This is a genomic window from Paraburkholderia sp. JHI2823 (genome assembly GCF_038900695.1).
Classification (GTDB): domain Bacteria; phylum Pseudomonadota; class Gammaproteobacteria; order Burkholderiales; family Burkholderiaceae; genus Paraburkholderia; species Paraburkholderia mimosarum.
In genome coordinates this window covers 1-3096 of sequence record NZ_JAYMRY010000112.1, presented here as the reverse complement: position 1 = coordinate 3096, position 3096 = coordinate 1, and the positions used below count along the sequence as shown (strand labels likewise).

The following is a 3096-nucleotide window of genomic DNA, read 5'->3' as shown; positions in this document are numbered from 1 at the left end:
GCAAAGCGGTTCCAGCGTTTGAAGAACCTGGGTGTATAACGCCTCACCCAGCGTAGAATCGCCGTGTGAGCCGGCGACAATCCCCGTTCGGTCATCATCTCTACCAGATCGCGAAAGCTGAGCTTGTAGCGCAGGTACCAGCGAACGCACAGAATGATGATCTCCCGATCAAAATGGCGTCCGCCGAACAACTTCTCCGGACTCTTCAGCTTGCTCATCGCAGCTCGTCGGTTCGTTTTCCTCCGAAACCTCTAACCCATTCGCCGGCCATATGGGCACCAGAGACGGCGAGCACGCCCGCCGCACCTGACAGGAGCATCCGCTCCAGCCTAATCGGCGGACGGCCTCGCTTGCCCTTCGGATACTGCGGCTCAATAGCCCACAGCAAGCGCGTCCACGAACAGCTTCTCCATCTCCGCCAGAAAGCGCTGTCGCTTCGCACCCTTGCTTTCCCCTTCTGCAAAACCGAACTGCCGCTTCATGTCGTAGATCCGTTCTGTGAGGCTCCTTCTATAGCGTCCTCGGTGATCTTTGCGATGACCGACGAGCCGAAAAAATCAGTGCTTTCCAGAACGAATGATTCAAAATGATACGATTTTAAATAAATTATTACATGGATTTATCAAAAAATTCCATCCTTTTCGACTAAGCTTGCGGACCTCGCCAGCCGCATTGATTTTTCAAATATATCGAGCCATTCGGAGGTTTTTCTATGACACACATTGTTATATCTCGTGAGCGACAACGTGGAACAGGCCGTTTAGGGAAAGATTGGCTAGGAACGTATGCTTAGGATTTACTTTCTGAAACAGCGGTACGGCTGCTTACAAACTGACTCCTCGCAAGCGCAGGGGACGAACTCATTGACTAGCGCGTCCTTGGCCGCTTTTGGAAGTAAACATTAATAACCAATCTATTGGAAATTTAATTAACCATGGAAACCTGCCCCGACCACGTAGTGCTAGTAAACGAATCCGACGAAGCCATCGGCACTGCCGAAAAGCTCGAAGCCCACAGACGCGGCTTGCTGCACCGCGCGTTTTCGATTTTTGTCATCGACGATACCGGAAAACTGCTGCTTCAGCGCAGGGCAGCATCCAAATATCATTCCGGTGGGCTTTGGGCAAACACCTGCTGTGGCCATCCGAGACAACACGAGAAAATTGATGTCGCGGCCAATCGACGCCTTCGAGAAGAGATGGGTTTTAGCTGCGATCTGCGACATGTAGGCATCTTCCTGTACCGCGAGCCGGTAGGATCCGGATTGATCGAGCACGAGATCGACCATCTATTCGTCGGCACATTTTCCGGCACTCCGGAGGCGAACCCCGACGAAGTCTGTGAATGGGACCGCGTAGCCGTCTCCACGGTAGTGCAACGCCTCTTTGAATCACCCGATGAGTTCACTGCTTGGTTTCGTGCCGCCTTTTCCCATGTGACGCCCTATCTTCCGGGGCAGCCGCTTTGAACGCGCCGTTGCATCTCATCATCGGGCCTACCACGACAGGCAAGACGGGCCGGTCTGTCGAGTTGGCGCAACAGACCGGCGCGAGCGTGATTTCGCTCGACCGGATTCAGTGCCACAGCGAGCTCTCAGTGGGAAGCGGGCGCCCATCGGATACGGAATTGCGCGCGACACGACGGTACTATCTTTGCGATCGCCCTGTCGCTGACGGTGAGTTGCCAGCTGCACAGGCGAACTTGCTGTTACATGATTTGGTCGAGCAATTCCGCCGACAAAACGAGCAGATAATTCTCGAAGGCGGGTCTATGTCGCTGCTTGCCGCAATCAATGCCGACGCTGAGTGGAATCAGTATGAATGGACTGTCGAGCGGCTGCGTCTTCCGACCGCGAACGTGTTTCGCGCCAAGGCCTGTACGCGAGTGCGTGAGATGCTGCAGCCTGCTGTTGGACCATCGATGCTCGACGAAGCAGTTGCCGTTTCTTGTGATCCAGATGCGAGCAAAGTACTCCGAGGTATCGTTGGATATCGGACGCTTTGCCAGTACGCAGACCACCACGATATGTCGTTGACTGAACTCGCTCGGTGTTGCTCCGCAAGCGTCCTAGATGCCTTAGTCGATGCCATCATTGCAGATTTCTTGGCATATGCAAAAGTTCAGGAACTGACGTTGCGAGCTCTCTATGGACCATGAAAGCGGGAGTCGCATTTACCTCGTTCGCCTAATGTGATTGCATCAACAAATTCATAGCCTTAATTCGGACGGCGATGCCGGCCGTGTCGTCTATGGGGAGACGGCACGGCATTTTGCGAGGCTCGCCAGCGAGCTCGTGCGATATATGCGTTGGGCACTCCCTCCAACACGCGGAAACTTGATATGTCGATTAAAGAAACTAATACGGATACCATACGGGCAGTATGCGTCTATTGCGGCTCATCGCCCGGCAACAATGCTGCCTACGTCGAGGCGGGCGAACAACTGGGTCGTGCACTGGCTGCGTCGGGACTGGCGCTGATCTATGGCGGCGGAACCAGTGGTGTGATGGGAGCAGTCGCCCGCGGAACGCTGAACGTTCGCGGGCAGGTAAGCGCGATCATTCCGAGATTCCTTCTTAACCGAGAGTCCACCATGGACGCGCTGACCATGCTCGAGGATCTGACGATCACCGAAACAATGCACGAGCGAAAGCAGAAGATGTTCGAGCGCGCGGATGCCTTCGTAGTACTGCCGGGCGGAATCGGTACCGTCGACGAAACCATGGAAATCATGACCTGGTGCCAACTCGGGAGACACCGTAAGCCGATGGTATTAGTTAACGTCAAACGTTTCTGGGACCCGATGCTGACAATGCTTGACCATATGCGCCGAGCAGGTTTCATTCATAGCGGCCACCTTCTCCAACCCATTGTGGTTGATCGCGTCGACGACGTTATCCCCGCAATTGTCGCCGCCGCTCCAGCCGCTGCTTATAGGCGCTCCCTACTTCAGCCCTAGCCAAGTGCTGCCTTCAAAAGGGCTCTGTCAGGTTGACGCAGTAGCGGGGGTAGAATGAAGCGATGAAGAAAAGAAAATCGCTTTATCACGGTCACCGCTTCCCTGCCATCGTCATCAGCTGCGCGGTTCCTGCGCGAT

At 54.7% G+C, this 3096-nt stretch carries 3 protein-coding genes and 2 pseudogenes; 3 read left to right on the top strand and 2 right to left on the bottom strand.

Annotated elements, in window-relative coordinates; genetic code table 11:
• A pseudogene (locus VSR34_RS37700) lies at positions 1–218 on the bottom strand (IS6 family transposase); the annotation flags it as partial.
• A gap of 95 nt (positions 219–313) precedes the next feature.
• Positions 314–482, bottom strand: a pseudogene (locus VSR34_RS37695) (IS5/IS1182 family transposase); the annotation flags it as partial.
• A 452-nt stretch (positions 483–934) separates the two neighbouring features.
• Here VSR34_RS37695 and idi point away from each other — a divergent pair.
• The 3 genes from idi (at position 935) to VSR34_RS37680 (ending at position 2958) form a co-directional block, all read left to right on the top strand.
• Positions 935–1468 (top strand): isopentenyl-diphosphate Delta-isomerase, encoded by a 534-nt coding sequence (gene idi / locus VSR34_RS37690; RefSeq protein WP_342965149.1) that lies wholly within the window; start codon positions 935–937, stop codon positions 1466–1468.
• 8 nt (positions 1469–1476) lie between these two features.
• The gene (locus VSR34_RS37685; RefSeq protein ID WP_342965148.1) at positions 1477–2157 is read left to right on the top strand and encodes an isopentenyl transferase family protein; all 681 of its coding nucleotides are present in this window, start codon (positions 1477–1479) and stop codon (positions 2155–2157) included.
• Positions 2158–2340: 183 nt separating this feature from the next.
• Positions 2341–2958, top strand: a complete 618-nt coding sequence (locus VSR34_RS37680) for a TIGR00730 family Rossman fold protein (protein ID WP_028215563.1) — start codon at positions 2341–2343, stop codon at positions 2956–2958.
• The last annotated feature ends 138 nt before the right edge of the window (positions 2959–3096 follow it).

What these genes read in the sequence shown, in the direction of transcription:
- idi (WP_342965149.1), top strand. Translation starts at nt 935, where the DNA reads ATGGAAACCTGCCCCGACCACGTAGTGCTAGTAAACGAATCCGACGAA.
- VSR34_RS37680 (WP_028215563.1), top strand. Translation starts at nt 2,341, where the DNA reads ATGTCGATTAAAGAAACTAATACGGATACCATACGGGCAGTATGCGTC.